This window comes from Micromonospora sp. NPDC049101 (assembly GCF_040648675.1).
Classification (GTDB): domain Bacteria; phylum Actinomycetota; class Actinomycetes; order Mycobacteriales; family Micromonosporaceae; genus Micromonospora.
The window spans coordinates 1-21,326 of the sequence record NZ_JBEZED010000050.1; the positions used below are offsets into that span (position 1 = coordinate 1).

General features: G+C 68.4%; 15 protein-coding genes. 10 read left to right on the forward strand and 5 right to left on the reverse strand.

The genetic code is table 11. The annotated features are described in order from the left end of the window. The first annotated feature begins 774 nt into the window (after positions 1–774). From AB0B57_RS36315 to AB0B57_RS36325, 3 genes are all read left to right on the forward strand, one after another. A complete protein-coding gene (locus AB0B57_RS36315) occupies positions 775–2,187 on the forward strand; it encodes a pentapeptide repeat-containing protein (protein ID WP_357080837.1) in 1,413 nt (470 codons plus the stop codon). A 496-nt stretch (positions 2,188–2,683) separates the two neighbouring features. After that, complete coding sequence (locus AB0B57_RS36320; RefSeq protein ID WP_357080840.1) at positions 2,684–4,009, forward strand: hypothetical protein; 1,326 nt, start codon at positions 2,684–2,686, stop codon at positions 4,007–4,009. 163 nt (positions 4,010–4,172) lie between these two features. Beyond that, a complete protein-coding gene (locus AB0B57_RS36325; RefSeq protein ID WP_357080843.1) occupies positions 4,173–4,436 on the forward strand; it encodes a helix-turn-helix domain-containing protein in 264 nt (87 codons plus the stop codon). Here AB0B57_RS36325 and AB0B57_RS36330 read toward each other — a convergent pair. After that, a complete protein-coding gene (locus AB0B57_RS36330) occupies positions 4,433–5,032 on the reverse strand; it encodes a hypothetical protein (RefSeq protein ID WP_357080846.1) in 600 nt (199 codons plus the stop codon). The genes AB0B57_RS36325 and AB0B57_RS36330 overlap by 4 nt on opposite strands. 213 nt (positions 5,033–5,245) lie before the next feature. Between AB0B57_RS36330 and AB0B57_RS36335 the strand changes: the two genes are divergently transcribed. Then, complete coding sequence (locus AB0B57_RS36335) at positions 5,246–5,809, forward strand: tyrosine-type recombinase/integrase (protein WP_357080879.1); 564 nt, start codon at positions 5,246–5,248, stop codon at positions 5,807–5,809. Between the two features lie 81 nt (positions 5,810–5,890). On the opposite strand, the gene glnA is transcribed toward AB0B57_RS36335, so the two are convergent. After that, the gene (gene glnA / locus AB0B57_RS36340; protein ID WP_357080849.1) at positions 5,891–7,315 is read right to left on the reverse strand and encodes a type I glutamate--ammonia ligase; all 1,425 of its coding nucleotides are present in this window, start codon (positions 7,313–7,315) and stop codon (positions 5,891–5,893) included. 262 nt (positions 7,316–7,577) lie between these two features. Here glnA and AB0B57_RS36345 point away from each other — a divergent pair, with 262 nt between their 5' ends. Further along, a complete protein-coding gene (locus AB0B57_RS36345; protein WP_357080852.1) occupies positions 7,578–7,976 on the forward strand; it encodes an RDD family protein in 399 nt (132 codons plus the stop codon). A 590-nt stretch (positions 7,977–8,566) separates the two neighbouring features. On the opposite strand, the gene AB0B57_RS36350 is transcribed toward AB0B57_RS36345, so the two are convergent. From AB0B57_RS36350 to lipA, 3 genes are all read right to left on the reverse strand, one after another. After that, positions 8,567–9,253: a DUF4191 domain-containing protein gene (locus AB0B57_RS36350; protein WP_357080855.1), complete on the reverse strand. Its 687-nt coding sequence runs from the start codon at positions 9,251–9,253 to the stop codon at positions 8,567–8,569. Between the two features lie 647 nt (positions 9,254–9,900). After that, complete coding sequence (locus AB0B57_RS36355) at positions 9,901–10,302, reverse strand: hypothetical protein (RefSeq protein ID WP_357080858.1); 402 nt, start codon at positions 10,300–10,302, stop codon at positions 9,901–9,903. Positions 10,303–10,680: 378 nt separating this feature from the next. Continuing rightward, positions 10,681–11,676, reverse strand: coding sequence for a lipoyl synthase (gene lipA, locus AB0B57_RS36360; RefSeq protein WP_357080861.1), 996 nt, complete (start codon positions 11,674–11,676; stop codon positions 10,681–10,683). Between the two features lie 450 nt (positions 11,677–12,126). On the opposite strand from lipA, the gene aspS reads away from it, so the two are divergent. From aspS to AB0B57_RS36385, 5 genes are all read left to right on the forward strand, one after another. Next, complete coding sequence (gene aspS / locus AB0B57_RS36365) at positions 12,127–13,413, forward strand: aspartate--tRNA(Asn) ligase (RefSeq protein WP_357080864.1); 1,287 nt, start codon at positions 12,127–12,129, stop codon at positions 13,411–13,413. A gap of 812 nt (positions 13,414–14,225) precedes the next feature. Then, complete coding sequence (locus AB0B57_RS36370) at positions 14,226–14,987, forward strand: alpha/beta fold hydrolase (protein ID WP_357080867.1); 762 nt, start codon at positions 14,226–14,228, stop codon at positions 14,985–14,987. Further along, positions 14,984–15,829: a metallophosphoesterase gene (locus AB0B57_RS36375; RefSeq protein ID WP_357080870.1), complete on the forward strand. Its 846-nt coding sequence runs from the start codon at positions 14,984–14,986 to the stop codon at positions 15,827–15,829. Before AB0B57_RS36370 ends, AB0B57_RS36375 begins: the two co-directional genes overlap by 4 nt. 159 nt (positions 15,830–15,988) lie before the next feature. After that, complete coding sequence (locus AB0B57_RS36380) at positions 15,989–17,326, forward strand: cytochrome P450 (RefSeq protein WP_357080873.1); 1,338 nt, start codon at positions 15,989–15,991, stop codon at positions 17,324–17,326. Between the two features lie 118 nt (positions 17,327–17,444). Beyond that, positions 17,445–21,326: beta-ketoacyl synthase N-terminal-like domain-containing protein (locus tag AB0B57_RS36385; protein ID WP_357080876.1), on the forward strand; the 3,882-nt coding region annotated here is incomplete at its 3' end.

A 21,326-nucleotide genomic window follows, 5' to 3' on the forward strand; every position in this document is an offset into this window, starting at 1 on the left:
TCAGACCGCAGTAGCCGACCGTGCCCCGCCCGGGTCCCCGGACGAGCACCTGACCCGGAATCCGGGCGCGATCGCGGTGCCGGCCCGGCCGGTGGTGAAGTGACTGCGCAGCAGTCGGTGGTTAGGTGACTGCTGAGCAGTCGGTCGTGAGGTGACTGCTGAGCAGTCGGTCGTGCAGTGACTGCTCAGCAGTCGTAGTACATGGCGAACTAACCGCGCGTGGCGGCTGACCTGGGGGAGTGGTGTCGATCAAGCCGCTGAGCAGGTCGTACGCCGTATATCAACTTCCATCGTTATTCGCTGTTTCCTGGTGGCCCTTGTACCCGTCGTGTGCCTAACGATCATGGGCTGGTGCTGTCTGCCGGTGGCTCGGAAGTGGGCCGGTGTGGCATCCCGTCGCGCAGGCTCCGCCCTGCCGGGCCGCGCCGACCTGGTCCAGGTGGAGCGCCCCGCCGGACGAACGACCTGGACCAGGTCGGCGCGGTCTGGTGGCCTCCGGTGTGCGACGGGTACCCGGTCGCGGCCGGGGCATCCCAGAGTCGCCGAGGGTTCGGGGCGAGTAGCCCCGACCGCCGGAGGCCATCCCCGGGTCGTAGGGCCGGAGGCCCTACCCGCCGGAGGCAAGACTTCGCAGCACCGGCCATCAACGCTGGTGCCTGCTCGGTCCAAAACGCTCGGGTTAGCTGATGGTCGTCTTCGTGGACACGGATGGTCACAATGACAACCGTGAGGTTCCTGAAGCGTTGGCGAAATGGTAGGGGTGCCACCCGAGGCGTGGCGTCCCACGATGCGCCGCTGCGGCCGATGCCGTTTCTCCCGGTGATGGTGGCGGTCGTCCTGGTGGTGCTGTTGGGTGGTGGCGCGGCCATGTGGTTGCTCGGCGTGTGGTCGCCCCCGCCTCAGGCCGCGCTCGCCGCGGAGCGGTTCCGGCTGGATCGGATCAAGACCGCTCTGACGGTCGCGGCTGGTCTGGCTGCGGGAGTGACGTTGCTGATGACCCTGCGTCGCCAAGCCCTGAGCGAGCGAGCGCAGCGGTTCGCAGAAAGTGATGCTTTGGAGCAGCGGACCACGACCTTGTACGTGGCGGCGGCGGGTCAACTCGGCAGCGACAAGGCAGCGGTCCGTCTGGCCGGCTTGTACGCCCTGGAGCGGCTGGGGCAGGACAACCCGAAGTTGCGGCAGACGGTGGTGGACGTGTGGTGCGCCTATCTACGGATGCCCTACATCCCGCCGGTCGAGGTGCTGCGCGGAAACCTCAAGCAGCCGCCGGAGCATCCGTCCGATGACACCGAAGTCCCGGACGCAAAGGCGGAGGCCGAGCGCCGCGAGGAGTTGCAGGTGCGTCTAACGGCGCAGCGGCTGCTCGCAGCGCATCTGCGGCGGACGCAGACCGACACCGATGAAACCGCGTACTGGATCGACGCCAGGGGCAACCGGATGACGATCGATCTGGTCGGCGCTGTCCTGGTCAAGCTCAGCCTCACCTCGTGCGAGATCGAGCAGGGCGACCTCAGTGGGGCGCAGTTCCACGGTGACGCCGACCTGAGCGGGGCGCAGTTCCACGGCAACGCCGACCTGGGCGGGGCGCAGTTCCACGGCGACGCCTACCTGAGCGACGCGCAGTTCCACGGCAACGCCGACCTGGGCGGGGCGCAGTTCCACGGCGACGCCGACCTGGGCGGGGCGCAGTTCCACGGCGACGCCTACCTGCGCGGGGCGCAGCTCCACGGCGACGCCGACCTGGGCGGGGCGCAGTTCCACGGCGACGCCAACCTGAGCGACGCGCAGTTCCACGGCGACGCCTACCTGAGCGAGGTGCAGCTCCACGGCGACGCCTACCTGAGCGAGGTGCAGTTCCACGGCGACGCCGACCTGGGCGGGGCGCAGTTCCACGGCGACGCCAACCTGGTTGCGGCGCAGTTCCACGGCGACGCCTACCTGCGCGGGGCGCAGTTCCACGGCGACGCCGGCCTGCGCGAGGCGCAGTTCGGCCATGGCGTCGATCTGTCGGAGGCGCGCGCCATGCCTGCCGCCGAGCTACCGTCGGGGTGGGTTCTTTCGAGCAGCACGCCCGGAGCCGAGCTGTTACGTGAGGTCATCCGCGCCAAGGATCACGAGGGCGCCTCACCTGCTGGACAGAGGAAGACCGCCGCACACGGTGCCGGCGCGCCGGCCGACGCCACGTAGCTGAAGCGTCGGTGGAGATGTCCCGTGCTCGCGTTTCGATGAGCATGGGACATCGTCGTGTCCGCCGGAGGCCGGCGCGTTGCCGGGGTCGCCGCGCCGGGAGCGAAGCGGCAAGGCGCGGCGTGCCCCGAGCGGCGCGCAGCGGCCCGAAGGGCCGCCTTGAAGACGTATGGAAAGTTCTCACCGGCGAAAAGGCAGGTAGAACCGTGCGGGCGCGACGGGAAGGCTCTGGCACGTTCCACGCGGCGTGCGGAACACCGGCAGACAGTGACATCCTGAGCGCTGGTCGCCGGCTGCGGCAATGCCCGTAGCGGATTCGGCGCGATGCATCAGTATCGGAACGGGAGAAGCGGTGACCGGTATAGCGGACATGTCCTCGTCACCGACCTTTGGGCAGCGCCTGCGGCGGACCAGGTCAGCAGTAGTGAAGGGGGTTTCGGAGCTGGGGAATCCGCGTCTCGACGGAGGTTTACACCTCCTCCTTCCTGTCGCGGCCATGGCTGCCGTCGTCTTGTTCGTCACGTTTTTCTTGTTTCTTTGGACTACCGTCGCTATCCTCTCCGGCTTCAGGGCTCCGAATGACAAGACCCTGCCAGCCGTTTTGACGGCTGCAGTCAGTCTGACTGCTCTCACCGGAGCGTCACTTGGTGCCGTATATGCATTCCGAAAGCAGGTTCTAGCGGAACGCGAAGGACTCCGCGCGGACCAGCAGGTATATTCGGACCGATATGTAAAAGCTGCCGAACTGCTGTCCCATGAGCGCCCCTCCGCCCGCCTCGCCGGCTTGCACTCCATGGCGGTCCTTGCGGATGACTGGCTCGAAGGGCGAACGCCCTGCGTCATGGCCATTTGCTCATACCTGCGGCTACCTACGCTTGATCTGAAATCAGATACTCCAGATCTCGGCGAGAGCGAGGTTCGTCGAACCGCCTGGAAAGCGGTTCGTGCCCGCTTGCTGGACCCAGGCAGCAGCGCCGCTTGGCACTCGCAAGAGCTCGACTTCTCTGGAGGGCACTTTAACAATGTGGATTTGGATCAGGTAAAACTCGACGAAGTCCGCCTTCAATTCCGAAACTGCGTCTTCCGAAACGGCGAAATGAGGCTTAGGGCGGCAAAACTCCAGGATGCTGTCTTGGACTTCACTGGATCAAGCTTCCACAACTTCAAGATCTTGATGCAAGGCACGGAACTCGGGGGAGAAAGCGTGCTTTGCTTCGATGAGGCGACCGTCACCGAATCCGCCTTTGAGCTAGACCGCATGAGAATCGGATCTAGCAGCCATTTCCTGCTGAGACAGGCCCAGGTTTCGGACTCCGCACTGAAGTTTGACGCGGATAGCGAAGTGTTCTTCTTCCAGCAGCGGCATTCAGTGATTGACGGAGAGGTGGATCTCTCAGAGAGTCGGCTGTCCCGTACACGACTCTCCATGCATGCCTATAAGCTAACCGGTCGCCTTGTTCTGAATGATGTTGCGACTCAAAAAACAAAAATCTCGGTACCCTCTCAGATATCGGGCGATTCGTACGTAAACCTTGATGTTAAAGCGGACGGTCCGACAGAGATTCGAATTGGTCCGGGAAAGTTCACCGGAAGAGATCTGCGTATCAGGCCGTCAGGAGACACCCCCGGCATGCTTAACGTGAGCTTCAATACCTTTCACCTGGCGGGCGGGGAAGTGCTCATCAATCCTATGGTTCCTTGCTGGAAGAGCTTTAGGTTTGACATGATCCACAAGCAGGAGGGGAAGCTGGTGATTGGTGGCAACTTTGATACGGATGTGGAGGTTGACATTGACCGCTTCGCTGAATTCGAGACCTACTAACCCTCAAGGCGCGCCTTCGGTTGTGGCCAAGAAACCCCAGGTCGGCCGGCGGCGGGCATATTGATCGCTATGCGTAAGATCATCCGTGTCCTTCACGCGTCCGCGGCATGTACCCAGTCAGTGAACCGGTGCGTACGTGCGTTGAACTTCCAACGCGGGCAGAATGGCGGACGTGACGAACCCTGACCCCGACGCGGAGTGGTGGACGACCTCGGACGTCGCCGCGTACCTCGGGGTGCGGGTTGGCACGGTGGCGACGTACCGGAAGCGGGGGCAGATGCCTGCGCCCGATCTGACCGTCGGACGGACGCACGTGTGGCGGCCGGCGCACATTGTCAGCTGGCATGAGGCGCGACCCCGGCCCGGTGTCGGCGGCAGGGCGCGGGCGGAGGTTCAACCGCCCTCGGGCGATGACGCTGAACGCTAGGCGCTCGGACCAGCCTTGACCGCCCGCAGCTCGTCCGCGAAGTCCCGCGTCTCTGGCGCGTCCGGGTACTGCTTCGTCAGCACTGCTGATAGGTCCGTGGCCACCATGGCGAGTGATGGCAGCGACCGCCGGTTCCCGTTGAGCGCCTGGTGGCCGAGGTCGACGGCGCGATCCAAGTCGCCCGCTCGTGCGGCCACGACCCCATGGGTGATCTGCGCTTCCGCGACTCTCATCGGCTTGCGCACGATGCCGCTGCTGTCCGTGGACGAGCGGATGACTTCGTCCGCGTAGACCTCGGCAAGCCCGTTCTCGCCGACGATCCGGTAGCAGTCCATCGCATAGAAGTCGAACTTGGCCGGGTCGACCACGAAGTGGTGATCCAGGTTCTCCGGGTACGGCAGCCCTTCAAGAATGCGGCGGCCCTGGTCGAGAGCAAGCTCGACTTGACGCCGGTCCCCCATGCGTGCCCACGCCTTCGCCCGCTGGGCGGCCAGTTGAACTGCGACGCTGTGGTGCGGCGCGGCTGCCTCGCCCGCTTCGGCGGCGGCGACTACGCCGCGAAAGTCACCTGCGGTGAGCGCATACCACGCTCGCATCTCCTACGCCCAACCGATGACATTCACGTCGCCGGACTCTTGTCCGAGCTGAAACGCTGCCCGACGAGTCGCCTCAGCTTCGGTCCGCCGACCCATGTCGTACTCAACGCAACCCACCAAGAGGGCAACCGTTCCCGCCAAGGTGAGCAGCTCCCGGTGCTGAGCAAGCGTGAGGCGAGCATCGAGAAGGGCCGTCATGCGGCGCAGCCACGCGTGTCCCTCGACTCGCAGGTCTGCCGAGTCGGCGTAGGAGTACTCGCTGCACAGTCTGTCGGCGGTGATCCTCAGCCCTTCGAGGGTCGCTTGGGACACATCCGACGCGCGCATGCGAGTGACGATTTCGAGGGTGTCCAGGCCAGTGCCGGCCATCAAAATCTTGTCGACGTCGTCGCGGCCACGTCTTGGGAAGAATGCAGCGGTGACGGTGCCGAACGTGGTCGCGATGAGGGCCTTGTAGAAGTCGTCTGGCTCGGCGTCGGCGGCGAGCCAGTCAACGCGGCGACCTTCTCGCGGACGTGGGCGAGCGCCCGCGATGCGGTCGGCCTGCAGGCGCGGTGGGGGATACACGGACTGCGGCACTACTACGCAACAGTCCTGATCCACGCGGGCGCATCGGTGAAGACGGTGCAGCTCGCGCTTGGACACAGCACACCGACCATCACGCTCAACACCTACGTGCACGAGTGGCCGGACGTGCTCGACCGGACCCGGCTGCTCATCGACGGTGCGCTCGGCCAACACGAAACGGCGGCCACGCCGGCTGTGAGCCGGGCATGACCGCCGTCCGTGAGGTTGTACCCAACCTGTACCCAAGATCAGTAGTGATCCTGTTGGTGCAGGTCAGAGCCTTGATCAGGCTCAGCAGTCGTAGTACATGGCGAACTCGTGCGGGGTCGGGCGCAGGCGCACCGGGTCGACCTCGTTGGCGCGCTTCCAGTCCACCCAGGTGGAGATCAGGTCCGGGGTGAAGACGCCGCCGTCGAGCAGGTAGTCGTGGTCGGCCTCCAGCGAGTCGAGCACGGCCGGCAGCGAGCCCGGCACCTGCTTGACGTCGCCCCACTCCTCCGGCGGGAGGTCGTAGAGGTCCTTGTCGATCGGCGTCGGCGGCTCCATCTTGCTCTTGATGCCGTCCAGGCCGGCCATCATCATGGCCGAGAACGCCAGGTAGACGTTGGCCGACGGGTCCGGAACGCGGAACTCGACGCGCTTGGCCTTGGCGTTGCTGCCGGTCACCGGGATGCGGGTGCAGGCGGACCGGTTGCGCTGCGAGTAGACCAGGTTGACCGGCGCCTCGTAGCCCGGCACCAGGCGACGGTACGAGTTGACCGTCGGGTTGGTGAAGGCCAGCAGCGACGGCGCGTGGTGCAGCAGACCGCCGATGTACCAGCGGGCCATGTCGGACAGACCCGCGTAGCCGGTCTCGTCGTAGAAGAGCGGCTCACCGTTGAGCCAGAGGCTCTGGTGGGTGTGCATGCCGGAGCCGTTGTCACCGAAGAGCGGCTTGGGCATGAAGGTCGCGGTCTTGCCGTTGGCCCAGGCCTCGTTCTTCACGATGTACTTGAAGAGCTGGAGCTGGTCACCGGCGTGCAGCAGGGTGGAGAACCGGTAGTTGATCTCGGACTGGCCGGCGGTGCCCACCTCGTGGTGCGAGCGCTCCACGTTGAAACCGGTGTCGACCAGCCGGCGCACGATCGAGTCACGCAGGTCGGCGTAGTGGTCGACCGGCGGCACCGGGAAGTAGCCACCCTTGTACGCGGTCTTGTAACCGAGGTTGCCGCCCTGCTCTTCGCGGCCGGTGTTCCAGGCGCCCTCGATCGAGTCGATGTAGTAGAACGACTGGTGCGCCGAGGTCTCGTGGCGGATCGAGTCGAAGATGTAGAACTCCGCCTCGGCGCCGAAGTAGGCGGTGTCGGCGATGCCGCTCGCCGCCAGGTACGCCTCGGCCTTCTTCGCGACGTTGCGCGGGTCGCGGCTGTAGGCCTCGCGGGTGAACGGGTCGTGGATGAAGAAGTTGAGCGCGAGAGTCTTCTGTGCGCGGAACGGGTCGATGAACGCGGTGGCGACGTCCGGGAGCAGGAGCATGTCCGACTCGTGGATCGCCTGGAAACCGCGGATCGACGAACCGTCGAACGCGAGGCCGTCGGTGAAGAGGTCGTCGTTGACGGACTCGACCGGCAGGTTGAAGTGCTGCATCACGCCGGGCAGGTCACAGAAACGAACGTCGACGAACTTCACGTCCTCGTTCTTGAGGTATCGCAGCAGTTCCTCGGGATTGGCGAACACACATCCTCCTGGCACGTCCACGGGGTGGCTAGGCTTCTGGCGACGCTAGGGCCGGGGGGTTGCCCGGCCGTGTCTCCGTTGTTTCTGCCGTGTTACGTCCCTCGCGGAACGTGGGTGACGCTCTCGTCCACGCCTCCGGCCCGCCACGAACGCCGTACCGACTGTGCCAGTGTAGTGACATCTGATGCCTTTGGCCCGAATCAGCACACCGTGGCGGCGGCCCCGGCAAGCCGTCGTGCCGACGCGGATACCCTTGACCGCTGTGACCAATCCGCACGCCCCGGCAGCGCCGGCCACCGACCCCAGCTTCACCCCGCCGAGCCTCGGCAAGCGGTTCGGTGCGCTGATCATCGACTGGGTGCTCTGCCTGCTGGTGTCCAACTTCTTCGCCGACCCGGTACGCGACGGCTGGGCGCCGGTGCTGGTGCTGGTACTCGTGTACGGCGTCTTCCTCGGCCTGTTCGCCCAGACACCGGGCATGTACATCACGAAGATCCGCTGCGTGAGCTGGCACGACGGCGGCCGGATCGGCGTGCTCCGGGGGCTGATCCGTGGCCTGCTGCTGGCGCTCGTCGTCCCCGCGCTGATCATGGACGAGCACCGCCGTGGCCTGCACGACCGACTCGCCGACTCGGTCGTCGTCGACGCCCCCCGAGGCTGACCCCCGGCCCGCCCGGCGTCCCGGGCCCTCCCACGCCCTCGGCCCCTCCCGCCCCGGCCGCCGCCCGGCCCCGCCGCGCCCGCCGCGCCCGCCCCGTCCCTGCCGCCGCCCCGCCGCCCGGCCCCGCCCAGTCCGCCCGCCCGCCCGCCCAAGATCGTGCTCGCACCAGGATGTCAACACCGTTGCGTTAGGCCTGTAGCCGGCGGGTCAACCCGGGACGGGAAGTGCCCGATCGGGGAGCGGGCTGGGCCCGGCTTGGCGATCATGGAGTTGTGGTGCCGACTTTGGGGGTTTTACGGGCGTTCTGTTACCCACCACAACTCCATGATCGGCGAGGCAGTGCTGGTTGGCGAACAGCCGGTCCACCTAACGCAACGGCGCTGACCAGGATGTAGTGGTGTCCCGGCGTCTTGAGGCCACTGGATCCAGGATCGAGCACGATCTTGACCGGCGACGGAGCCGAAGCCGACGTTCCGGCGGTCCACGCGTCCACATCTGGGCAAGATCCAGGCAACTTCAGGGATGTGGGGTGCGGATGGCAAAGAGCCGGACCCGTGCGGGTCCGGCTCTTTACGCGTACACCTGGGGGGTCAGCGGCCCCGCGACTGGCGGGAGGCGCCTGGCGGCCGCATGTTCTTCGGGATCGCGCCCTTGGGCATCTGCGGACGGGCGGTGAGCGCCTTGAGTCGCTTGTCCAGCGAGTTGACGTCCTTGCCGGAGAGCGCGCGGGGCAGGCGCAGCAGCGTCGTGCGGAGTTTGCGGATCGGCAGCTCGCCCTCGTCCTGCCCGATCACGTAGTCGTGCAGAGGCGCGGAGCCGATCACCTTCGACAGCCGCCGCTTCTCCTGCCCGAGCAGGCCACGCACCCGCTGCGGGTTGCCCTCGGCCAGCAGGATCACACCCGGCTTACCGATCACCAGGTGGACCATGTCCATCTGGGTGGTCGAGCTGACCGCCGGGGTCACCCGCCAGTCGCCGCGCATGTTCTCCATGATCTGCGCCGCCGCGCCGGGCTGCCCCTCGGCGGCGTTCATCATCGCCTTGTTGGACCGGAGGTTGAGCACGATCAGCACCGCGAGCAGGACGAACAGGATGCCGATCGGCAGCCAGATCCAGCTCCAGAGGATGACCGCGACCACGGTGAGGGCGAGCGGGATGAGCACCGCGGCGGCGACCAACGGCGCGAACCATCGGTCCTGCTTGGCGGTGAACTGGAACACCATCCCGATCTGCTTCAGCCGCTGGCCGAACGAGACCTTCTCCTGGGGCTTTGCCATGCCGCAGAGTCTAGTGGTCGCCGCCCGCCCCGTTGATCCGCGTCCGGGTGCACCGCTTCCCCGACGATCGGCTCGCCGGGGTTGCTGGGTTGTGTGGTGCCCGACGCGGCGTCGTCCCGACCGCGTCCTGAACGGATGCGGGGACGGCGATGGGGTCGTCGCGCGGAGAGGCAGACACGCGGCCGCCGTCAAGCGGGGAGGTCAGCGCTGATCGCCCGGACCGAAGGGCTGGCTGCGCGCCGCGAGCATCATTGCCAGTCGGCCGTCGAAGCGTGCACTCCGCGCCTGCGTCATGCGTTCGGCCGATCCCGCATTGGGAGGTGGTTGCTGTGGCGACCCACCCCGCGGAGCGGGGGAACCAGGCGGCCTGTTCACCTGCAGGTGGTTACGCTATCAATTCATCGACGAGCACCCGCCCCGATTGGGTGGCTACCTCCGGTTGAGGAGGTAGTCGATGGCGCGGTGATGCGCCGGCGTGGTCGTCAATGTAACAGGCGCTGCCGAGTCTGCCGCGGGCGTTTACGAAAAGGTCACCCAAACGTGAACGGCGACCCGCCATGCAGGTTAGCGGGCCGGGACATCGGTAAACCGTTGTCCCGGCCGATTTCCCCGACAATCTTGCATCGGCGAAGGTTTCTTCGATGCTGTTACTTGCAGCTCAGGGGGCTGGTACCGCTGTCCTTGATGGTTTCGTTGACGACGACCTCGAAGGAGTTGTAATAGCAACCGCTACTCATGGGGGCGCTGGTTGCCGAGTGGTGGCCCGAGTAGCAACCGTCGTGCCGCACATTGCTGGCGAGGCCGCTGCCGCTCTTGTTGATGTAGAACGTGATGTAGCAGCTGGAGCCGAGGCTGCCCCGGGCGTTGACGTAGATGTCACCGTAGACTCGGCTGCCGTTGTCTGAGCTGCAGACGCCGACGTTCCAGCCGTTCTTGGAGTAGTCGATGCAGCCGCCACCCGAGGCCATCGCTGACGAAGGGCTGCCAATTAATCCTGCTGTGGTTATGAGACTGGTCAATGCAATAGCGGTGTTGACGCGTTTGCCCATTATTCCTCCACTCGGCCTTCGAGGATGCCCGGTCGGCTGCGGGGGGGACGTTAGCTGATCTCTTGCGGTCGCGCTGTCCTCGGGTGCAAAAAAGAGCAAAATAGATGCAATGTGGACTTAATGATTCGTTCACATGTGCCACTGTCGATTAATCGACCGACCGTTGGCCACTGAGTCCGACTCCTACTCTATGTGCGGGCGCGAGAACAATCCGCCATCTAGTCGTTCCTTCTGGTGAAACGCGTTTAGGCACCGCGGGGCCAATCGATCCGCCGGCAGGGTAGGAGGGAAGCCGGCCCGCACGGCGTGCGATATGGAGAAGCGGCGAGAGGCTCCTTTTCCGCGCCCTCGCGCCGCTTCGACCGATCGGACCCGGGGTCAGCCGGCGGGAACGACAGGCGTGGCGGCGCGGGCGTCGAGCGCCTGCTTGTAGAGCCGACCGGCCCGGTACGACGAGCGCACCAGCGGCCCGCTCATCACTCCGGCGAAGCCGATCTCCTCGGCCTCCTCGCGCAGCTCCACGAACTCCTCCGGCTTGACCCAGCGGGTCACCGGGTGGTGCCGGGGGGTGGGGCGCAGGTACTGCGTGATGGTGATCAGCTCGCAGCCGGCCTCGTGCAGGTCGCGCAGCGCCTGGGAGATCTCGGCGCGTTCCTCGCCCATGCCCAGGATGAGGTTGCTCTTGGTGACCAGGCCGTCGGCGCGAGCCTGCCGGATCACGTCCAGGGAGCGGTCGTAGCGGAACGCCGGCCGGATGCGCTTGAAGATGCGCGGCACCGTCTCCACGTTGTGGGCCAGCACCTCGGGGCGGGAGCCGAAGACCTCGGCCAACTGCGCGGGCACGGCGTTGAAGTCCGGGATGAGCAGCTCGACGCCGCAGCCGGGCTGCAGCGCGTGGATCTGGCGGACGGTCTCGGCGTACAGCCAGGCGCCGCCGTCGGGCAGGTCGTCACGGGCGACGCCGGTGATGGTGGCGTAGCGCAGCCCCATCGCGACCACCGACTCGGCCACACGGCGCGGCTCGTCGGCGTCGAACTCGGCCGGCTTGCCGGTGTCGATCTGGCAGAAGTCGCAGCGCCGGGTGCACTGGTCACCACCGATGAGGAAGGTGGCCTCCCGGTCCTCCCAACACTCGTAGATGTTGGGGCAGCCGGCCTCCTGGCAGACGGTGTGCAGCCCCTCGCGCGAGACGAGCCCGCGCAGCTGGGTGTACTCCGGGCCCATCTTGGCCTTGACCTTGATCCACGGCGGTTTGCGCTCGATCGGCGTCTCGGCGTTGCGCGCCTCGATGCGCAGCAGACGCCGCCCCTCGGGGGCCGCCGTTGCGGTGCGCGCTGCCTGGCCGGTCGTCGGCGCGGAGTGCTCGATCGTCACGAAAACGAGCCTACGCCGGACGGCAGGTGTCTATGTACGCCAGGCGACCGGCGTCACGCTCCAAACGTTGTGACGCCGGACACCGGGTAGTCGAAAAAGGGCGTCACACGCGTCGGAATCCGGTGCTACGGTCACCGCCAACAGCGACGACGGAGCCGAGTAGCGCCCCGACCCGCCAGTGCAGAGAGCCGCCGGTGCTGAGAGGCGGTCTGGCACCGGGGTGCGAAGACCCTCCTGAGCTGCGGGAAGAACGGCACTCCTCACTCGTGCCCAGTAGAGCCCGCCCGGCTGGCCCCGGTCATCAGGCGACGAACGAGGCCCCCGCTCCGGCGGGGGTGAAGGTGTGGTGGCACCGCGAGGATCCCGCTCGCCCACACCTCCCTGGGGCTGATGCGACGCTTTCGCCGCCCCGGGGCGGCGACGGCGTGGCGATCGACCGAGGAGCCCGCCATGCGACGAACCCTGTCCCACCACCTGCCCGCCCAGATCGGCACGACCGTGCGGATCGCCGGCTGGGTGCACCGCCGTCGACTGCTCAAGTCGGTGGCCTTCCTGATCGTGCGGGACGCCGCCGGCCTGGCCCAGGTGGTCGTGACCGACCCGGCCGTCCGCGCCGAGCTGGAGAAACTTCCCGAGGAGACGGTCGTCGAGGTCACCGCGACGGCCACCGCGAACGGCACGGCGCCCGCCGGGGTCGAGTTGACCGACCCGACGGTACGTCTGCTCGGGCCGCCCGCCGTGCCGCCCCCGTTCGACCTGTACCGGCCGACACTCACCGCGAGCCTGCCCACCCAACTCGACAACGCGCCGACCGCCCTGCGCCACCCGACCCGGTCGGCCGCGCTGCGGATCTCGGCGGCTGCCGTCGCCGGGTTCCGGGCCGCCCTCGACGCCCACGACTTCGTGGAGATCCACACCCCGAAGGTGGTCAGCTCCTCCACCGAGAGCGGCGCGAACGTGTTCGCCCTGGACTGGTTCGGCGGGCCCGCGTACCTGGCCCAGTCGCCGCAGTTCTACAAGCAGCTGATGGTCGGCGTCTTCGAGCGCGTCTACGAGGTGGGGCCGGTCTTCCGGGCCGAGCCGCACGACACCGTCCGGCACCTCGCGCAGTACACGTCGCTCGACGCCGAGCTGGGCTTCGTCGCCGACCACCGGGACGTGATGCGGGTGCTGCGGGACACGGTCGCCGGGATGCTGGACACCGTGGGCGAGCGGGCCGGCGGCGCCCTGACCACGCTGGGCGTCACACCGCCGCGGGTGCCGGCGGAGATCCCGGCGGTGCACTTCACCGAGGCGTTGACGATTGCCGGAGCGCCCGCCGACGAGCCGGACCTCGCGCCGGCCCACGAACGGGCGCTGGGCGACTGGGCCCGCCGCGAACACGGCTCCGACTTCCTCTTCGTCACCGGCTACCCGATGGCGAAGCGGCCGTTCTACACCCACCCGGACCCGGCGCGGCCCGCGTACTCGAACGGTTTTGACCTGCTCTTTCGGGGTCTGGAGCTGGTCACCGGCGGGCAGCGGCTGCATCGGCACGCCGACTACCTGGCGGCGTTGGCGGCCCGGGGCGAGCCGGTCGAGCCGTACGCCGGTTATCTCGACGCGTTCCGGCACGGCATGCCGCCGCACGGTGGCTTCGCCATCGGGCTGGAACGCTTCGTGGCCCGGCTGGTCGGCGCGGCAAACATCCGGGAGGTCACCGCGTTCCCACGCGACCTGCACCGGCTCACCCCGTGAGGGACGCACGGGCCGGCGTCGTGCGGCGCCGGCCCGTGCGCCACGGCCCCTTCGGTCAACCGCCCGGACGGCAGGAAACGCGCCGCGGGAGCGTGCCGCCGGCACCGTCCGGGGCCTGGGAAAACCGATGTCTGCCCAGGTGAGAAGCCATTTCCGGTGGATGGTCACGTAGGGGTTGCCGTCTATTCCTGATGCGACTAGCCTTTCTGTCACGATGATGTTGCTACCGGTGCGGAGTCGTGACGGCCTGGCACATGGCCGAGTCTCACGATTTCGCCAGCTTGACGGTTGGTGACGATGGCATCTACGGCCATCCCACGCGGGTTGGTCGGGACAACGGGGGAATAGTGTGTTCGATCGTGTCTTCGACGCCGTGATACGTGCGGATCTCGCCGGCGCTCTGGCTCGGCCGAGGGCTTCCGTCCCGAAACGATGAAATTACCTCTGCGCTGGCTGCTGCGCAGCAGTTGACGGATGATGGCCCATGGATCAGCGGCAAGATCGTGGGCAGTCCAGCCAGATCCCATTCTGTTAGCGGGCGCTCCCGTCTTCGCTCCTCTCGCTTGGGGCGGAGTGCTGCCCATCTGCGCACTCATTGTGGGTGCTGCCGCGACCAATGATCTGATCTGATCCTCCGCAGAAAATCAGGGCGCCTGGTAGGGCTGTGACCGAAGTCATTGCCGGCAGGTATCCCATTGGTTACCGATGATTTCTTTATGTGCGGGCTTCCCGGGACGACGAACCACGGGGAGGCCGTCCCTGGCTGCCATTGATTGTCCCGGCTGGCCGGACGATTCAGGGGAGAGGTCGCGATGACGGGTAGGGACCAGGCCGAACGGGAGCGGTGGATCCGACGCTTCCACCCGGCGCCGGGCGCTACGCGTCTGCTCTGTCTGCCGCACGCAGGTGGGTCGTCAAGCTTCTTCTTCCCTCTGGCGACGGCAGTGGCCGGAAAGCTGAACGTGCAGGCAGTGCAGTATCCCGGCCGCCAGGACCGGCGTTCGGAGCCGCCACTCACCTCCATCGACGCGCTGGCCGACGTCCTGTTCCACGTCCTCGATCCGGACGACGACAGTCCGCTGGCCATCTTCGGGCACAGCATGGGCGCCGTCGTCGGCTTCGAGCTGGCCAGGCGCCTGAGCGCGGCGGGACGTCCGCCAACAGCCCTCTTCGCCTCCGGGCGGGGGAGCCCGTTGCTGTCCTCCGGAGGGACGGTGCACACACTCGGGGACGCCGGCCTGCTCGCCGAGCTCAGGCGGCTCAACGGCTCCGAGTTGGCGCCGCTGGAGGACCAGGAGATCCTTCAAATGATCATCCCGGCGCTGCGTGCCGACTTCAGGGCGGTGGAGACCTACCGGCCGGCGGCGGCACCCCCGTTGACCTGCCCCGTGATCGCGATGGTCGGCGACGCGGACCCCAGGGTGACGGTGGCGCAGGCGGATGCCTGGTCGGAAACGACAGACGGGCGCTTCGAGTTGCTCGTGCACCCCGGAGGCCATTTCTACCTCGCGGCCCGCAAGGAGGCCGTCGTCGCCCAGATCCTGGAGCGCCTGCGAGCCGAGGCCCTCGCGTGAGGCACTCCACGGGGCGGCTGCTCGCGGTGAGCGACCTGCATGTCTCACACGAGGACAACCGGCGGATCGTCGAGGAGCTGCGGCCGGAGACCGACCAGGACTGGCTGATCGTCGCGGGCGACGTCGGAGAGTTGACCACCGACATCGAGTGGGCACTGACCCTGCTGCGCGACCGCTTTGCGCAGGTGGTGTGGGCGCCGGGAAACCACGAGCTGTGGACCCATCCCGCGGACCCGGTGCCGGCACGTGGTCAGGCCCGGTACGACCATCTCGTCACGCTCTGCCGAAGCCTCGGCGTGCTCACCCCGGAAGACCCGTTCGCGGTGTGGCGAGGCGCGGGCGGACCCGTGACCGTGGCTCCGCTGTTTCTGCTCTACGACTACAGCTTCCGCCCTGCCGGGTCCAGCCGGCAGGAGGCGCTCAGCCGCGCCTACGACGAAGGGGTGGTCTGCACCGACGAGTTCCTGCTGCACCCCGACCCTTACCCGAGCCGGGAAGCCTGGTGCAGGGCCCGGGTCGAGGCCACCGAGCGACGGCTGGCGGCCTGCGACCCGGACATCCCTCTCGTGCTGGTCAACCACTTCCCGTTGGTCCGGCAACCCACTGCCGCGCTGCACTTCCAGGTCTTCGCCCAGTGGTGCGGCACCACGCTGACCGCGGACTGGCACCGCCGGTTCCGCACCGCGACTGTCGTGTACGGGCACCTCCACATCCCGCGCACGACCACCTACGACGGCGTGCCGTTCCGTGAGGTCTCCCTCGGCTACCCACGCGAGTGGCGACGGCGGGGCGTCCCCGACCCACTGCTGCGCTCGGTGCTGCCGGCGGCGGTGACCGCGTGAGCGGGGCGGTCCCGCCGCAGCGGGTGGGGCACGCGGGGGCGTTCGGCACGGCGCGGGACTGCGCCCGCCGGGTCCCGGCCGCCCTTGGTGGCCCGCCGGCACCGATCCTGCCGGCCGCGCGGGGCTCGCCGCCGTGCCCGGGCGGGCTTCGTCGGCAGCATGACGCGATGCGACGGCTACCGCGTCGCCGCCGTGGCGCGCTGCGGCGACGGCACGACGATCGGCACGGTCGAGGCACGACGTGACGAGGGCGCCTTCGAGGGCGACCTCGGCCTGGAGCAGCCACTACCTCTTGGAGTGATCGTGAGCGCCAAGGAACCATCCCCCATCAGCAGCCCGGCCTTCCAGCACGATCCGTACCCGACCTACGCATGGCTGCGGGACAACCAGCCCGTCTGCCCGGTGATGCCGGGAGCGGGAGGGAAACAGTCGTGGTTGATCTCACGGTACGAGGACGCCCGCGCCGCGCTCCGCAACCCCGCCCTGTCCAAGGACATCCGGCGTCTCGACGCGGAGGACAGGGCCGAGCTGTTCCCCAACGAGGAGCTGCACCACCACATGCTCAACCTGGAGGCCCCCGACCACACACGGTTGCGCCGACTGGTTACCAAGGCTTTCACGCCACGGCAGTTCGAGCGGTTGCGCCCCCGCGTGCAGCAGGTGACGACAGACCTCGTCGAGCGGCTGGAGGGTAAGCGCGAGGCTGACCTCATCGACGAGCTCGCCCTCCCGCTGCCGATGACGATGATCTACGAGATCCTCGGGGTGCCCGCCGAGGACCGGGACAAGTTCCGGCGCTGGGTCAACATCGCCACGGCGGGCCCGCTGATGGGCGAGGCGTTCCCGCCGGCGCTGGCCAGCCTCTCCGAGTACGTCCAGGAGCTCGTCGCCAACAAGCACAGGTCCCGCACCGACGACCTGCTCTCCGCGCTCATCATGGTCCACGAGGACGGTGACAAGCTCGCCGAGCATGAGCTGGTCGCCATGACGTTCCTGCTGCTCGCGGCGGGATACGAGACCACCGTCAACCTGATCGGCAACGGGCTCTACCACCTTCTGGCCAACCCGGACCAGATGGAGCTGCTGCGCCGCGACCGGAGCCTGCTGCCCTCGGCGGTGGAGGAGATCCTGCGGTTCGAGTCGCCGGTCCAGAACACCACGCTGCGGATGTGTACCGAGCCGACGGAGATCGGCGGGGAATACATCGAGGAGGACGAGGTCGTCCTCATCTCCCTCGGCAGTGCCCACCGCGACGCCGCGCACTTCCCGGATCCCGACCGGTTCGACGTCGCGCGGGCTGACAACCCCCACCTGGCCTTCGGATACGGCCACCACTACTGCATGGGCGCGCCACTGGCGCGGATGGAGGGTGAGATCGCGATCGGCGCCGTCCTCGACCGCTTTCCCGATCTCAAGCTGGCCGTCGAGCCCGACGAGGTCCGCTGGCGACCCGGATTGATCATGAGGGGTCTGCAGGGGCTGCCGGTGACCCTGTAGGCCGCCCCGGGGACGGCCGAACTCATCCGAGCGAGTTGCGGCAGGCGGCCAGTGCCGCGGGTGTCCTGCGCCGTCTCCTGCCGTCGTTCAACCGCCAGTCCGTGGGGGAGCTCCTGCCATGAGTGACGATGCAATCGCGATCACCGGTCTCGCCTGCCGGCTGCCGGGTGCGCCCGACCCCGAGGCGTTCTGGCGGCTTCTCCGCGATGGCGTGGACGCCGTCACCGAACCGCCGCAGGACAGGCAGGTCGCTGCTCACCGCGCCGGCTTCCTGGAGCACGTGGACCGCTTCGACGCCGGCTTCTTCGGCATCTCGCCACGCGAGGCCGCGGCCATGGACCCCCAACAGCGGCTGGTCCTGGAGCTGGGCTGGGAGGCGCTGGAAGGCGCGCGGCTGCTGCCGCACGAGCTGAACGGCCGTCCGGTAGGAGTGTTCGTCGGGGCGATCTGGGACGACTATTCGACGCTGGCTGCCCGCTACGACCCGGCGGTGCTCGCCCAGCACTCGATGACCGGGCTGCACCGCGGCATCATCGCCAACCGCCTGTCCTACTTCCTCGGGCTGAAGGGCGCCAGCCTCACGGTGGACACCGGCCAGTCCTCGTCGCTTGTCGCGGTCCACCTGGCGTGCGAGAGCCTACGCAGAGGCGACTCGGTTCTCGCGCTCGCGGGCGGCGTCAACCTGATCACCGGTCCGGACAGCACGGCCCGGTCGGCGGGTTTCGGTGGGCTGTCCCCGGAGGGTCGGTGCCACACCTTCGACGCGCGGGCCAACGGGTACGTCCGCGGGGAGGGTGGCGGTCTCGTCGTGCTCAAACCGCTCGCCCGGGCCATCGAGGACGGCGACCTGATCCACGCGGTGATCCGTGGCAGCGCGGTGAACAACGACGGCGGCGGGCAGACGCTGACCACGCCGGTCCAGGCCGCGCAGGAGGAGGTCATCCGGCAGGCGTGGGCCCGCGCCGGGGTGGCCCGCTCCGAGGTGGGTTACGTCGAACTGCACGGCACCGGTACCCCGTTGGGAGACCCGGTCGAGGCGGCGGCGCTCGGCGCCGCGCTGGGCGCGGGCCGGCGCGTGGCACACCCGCTGCCTGTCGGTTCGGCCAAGACGAACATCGGCCATCTCGAGGGTGCGGCCGGTATCGCCGGCCTGCTCAAGGCGGTGCTGGCACTGCGGCACGCGGAGCTGCCGCCGAGCCTGAACTTCAGCACGCCGAACCCGCAGATCCCGCTCGACGAGCTGCGCCTGCGGGTGCAGACCGAACTGTCGGCCTGGGAGAGCGGCAGCGGCCCGAGGACCGCCGGGGTCAGCGCGTTCGGCATGGGCGGCACCAACTGCCATGTCGTCCTGAGCGAGGCCCCGCCGGCCCCGGCCCAGGCTCCGACGACGGCCCCGGACCCGGCGACGGCGAAGACCGACGAGGCGTCCCCGGTGGTCGTGCCGTGGCCGGTGTCGGGGCGTACCGCCGCGGCCCTGCGTGCCCAGGCCGCCACGCTCAGGGAATTCGTTGCCGCCGCGCCGGGTCTCGGTGTGGCAGATGTCGGGCTCTCGCTGGCGACCACGCGGACCGCGTTCGCGCACCGCGCGGTCGTGGTCGCGGACGACCGCGAACGCTTCCTGCGCGCGCTCGGCGCGCTGGCCGACGGCGACGCGGCACCCGGTCTGGTACGCGGAAGCGCCGGTGAGCACGCGGCCAGGACCGTCCTCGTGTTTCCCGGCCAGGGCTCGCAGTGGCCCGACATGGCCGCCGCCCTCCTGGACGAGTCCCCGGTCTTCGCCGACACGCTGGGTGAGTGCGCCGACGCCCTCGAACCGTTCACCGGCTGGTCGATGATCGACGTTCTGCGAGGGGAGCCGGGCTCGCCGCCGCTGGATCGCGTCGACGTCGTGCAGCCCGCCCTGTTCTCCGTGATGGTCGCGTTGGCCGCGCTCTGGCGCTCGCACGGGGTCGAGCCGGCGGCGGTGGTGGGCCACTCGCAGGGTGAGATAGCAGCCGCCCACGTGGCGGGTGCGCTGTCCCTGGAGGACGCCGCGCGCATCGTGGGTCTGCGCAGCAGGGCGCTGGCGGTCCTGTCGGGGCGCGGCGGCATGATGTCGGTGGCGCTGCCCGCCGAGCAGGTGACCCGGATGGTGGAGCCCTGGGCCGGCCGGCTCGCGGTCGCGGCGGTCAACGGCCCGCGCGCCACAGTGGTCTCCGGCGACACCGACGCGATCGAGGCACTGCTCGCCGCCTGTGCTGCCGACGGTGTCCGGGCCCGACGGGTCGCTGTCGACTACGCCTCGCACGGAGCCCAGGTGGAGGCGATCCGCGACGTGCTGTCCCGCGACCTGGCACCGGTCGCCCCGCGGGCCTCGCGCATCGCCTTCTACTCCACAGTCACCGGCGGGCGGCTGGACACCGAGGGCATGGACGGCGACTACTGGTACCGCAACCTGCGGCAGACCGTCCGGTTCGACGAGGCGATCCGCGCGCTGCTCGCCGATGGGCACGGCACGTTCATCGAGGTGAGTCCTCATCCGGTGGTTGCCGGAGCGGTCCAGGAGGTGATCGAGGACGCGGGTGCCGAGGCGGCCGCGTTGGGGACGCTGCGCCGCGGCGAAGGAGGACTCTCCAGGTTTCTGACCTCGCTCGCCGAGGCGCACGTGCACGGGGTGGAGGTCGGCTGGGCCAGCGTGTTCTCCGGGTCGGCAGCCACGACTGTGGATCTGCCCCGCTATTCCTTCCAGCGCCAGCGGCACTGGCTGGACGACCTGGGCGAGCAGCGGCAGCGCGAGCCGGTGACCCCCGGCTCCCGCGTCGCCGCGGCGGCAGACGCCGAGGAGGCCCTGTTCGTGCGGCGCCTGGCGGCCGCGAAGGACGCTGACCAGGACCGGGTGCTGCTCGGGTCGGTCCGGTCCCAGATCGCCGCGCTGCTCGGCCACGACGGGCCCGACCAGGTCGAGCCCAGGCTCACCTTCAAGGATCTCGGCTTCGACTCCCAGACCGCTGTCGAGTTGCGCAACCGGCTCGGCGTCGCCACCGGGCTGAGCCTTCCGACGACCCTGCTGTTCGATCATCCCACCCCGGCGGCGGTGGCCCGGTTCCTGCGCGCCGAACTGCTGGGCGCGGCTCCGGTGCACGAACAGCCGCGTACCGCCGTGGCGCTGGACGAGCCGGTGGCGATCGTGGCCATGGGATGCCGGTACCCGGGTGGGATCTCGAGTGCCGAGGACCTGTGGCGGTTGGTGGCCTCCGGCGGGGACGCCGTTTCCGGGTTCCCCACGGATCGCGGGTGGGAGACGCGGTCCGAGGACGACTTTCCGCGGCGAGGCGGTTTCCTCGAGGACGCGGCGATGTTCGACGCGGGGTTCTTCGGGATCGCCCCGCGTGAGGCGTTGGCGATGGACCCGCAGCAGCGGCTGCTGCTGGAGACGTCGTGGGAGGCGTTGGAACGCGCGGGTATCGACCCTGACGCGCTGCGGGGCAGCCGGACCGGGGTCTTCGTCGGGGCGATGAGCCAGGAGTACGGCCCGCGACTGCACGAGGCGAACGGTGATCTCGCGGGGCACCTGTTGACCGGGAGCAGCGCGAGCGTCGCCTCCGGGCGGGTGGCGTACACGTTTGGTTTCGAGGGGCCTGCGGTCACCGTCGATACGGCGTGTTCGTCGTCGTTGGTGGCGTTGCATCTGGCCGTGCAGTCGCTGCGGCGGGGCGAATGCGATTTGGCGCTCGCCGGTGGCGTGACGGTCATGTCCTCGCCCGGCCTTTTCGTGGAGTTCAGTCGTCAGGGGGGCTTGGCGGTTGATGGTCGGTGTAAGGCGTTTTCGGCGGGGGCGGATGGGACGGGGTGGGCGGAGGGTGTGGGGGTGTTGTTGGTGGAGCGGTTGTCGGATGCGGTGGCTGGTGGGCGTCGGGTGTTGGCGGTGGTTCGGGGTAGTGCGGTTAATCAGGATGGTGCGAGTAATGGTTTGACGGCTCCGAATGGTCCGTCGCAGGAGCGGGTGATTCGTGCGGCGTTG